This is a genomic window from Vibrio sp. Y176 (genome assembly GCF_033438945.1).
On the sequence record NZ_JAWOQS010000849.1, the window covers coordinates 1 to 586 of the forward strand.

1 pseudogene is annotated in these 586 nt (G+C 44.9%); it reads right to left on the reverse strand.

The features are described from left to right. Positions 1-423, reverse strand: a pseudogene (locus R7O13_RS29010) (aerobic respiration two-component sensor histidine kinase ArcB); the annotation flags it as partial. Positions 424-586: the final 163 nt, after the last annotated feature.

Below are 586 nucleotides of genomic sequence, written 5' to 3' on the forward strand. Positions count from 1 at the left end.
GAAAACCTCATTTTCTAAATCCTGCATCGCCTCTTCACGCGCTTCTTCCGCTTTAATCCGCTCTTCAATCTCTAGATTGAGCTTTTCGATGTTCTGCTGTAGTTGGAAGTTCAGTTCTTGGTCGCGTGAACGCATGTCTTTCAATTTAGAAACCAGCTTCGTCAATCGTTGACGAGACTCTTCTAACTGATCTACCACCACAGATAGGAAGTAAACGGCCCAGGGCGTGATTAACAAACCAAAGAAAACGGAACGTACGATGTCGATATCATCGACGCGCCCTTTGAGAGCCAAAGTGATACCAACTTGTACGACGACAGCAAGTGCCACCAGCGCTAGGGCTAACAAAATTGAAAAACGGACAATCCCTAGTTTCACCAGTAAGTCTACATAGTACTGGGCGAGATTTTTCATGGGCTTCATTCACTACTCCATGGCACAAGCAAGCTATCAACCCGACATATTGAAAACGGGCAGATGTACAAGGCCTAACGCAATTTAGGTCTGTTTGATTTTGAGTCATTCACCTTGATGGACTGGCGAGAATCATGGGATCATAGACGAGAACACAAGGTATAAGCAGTTT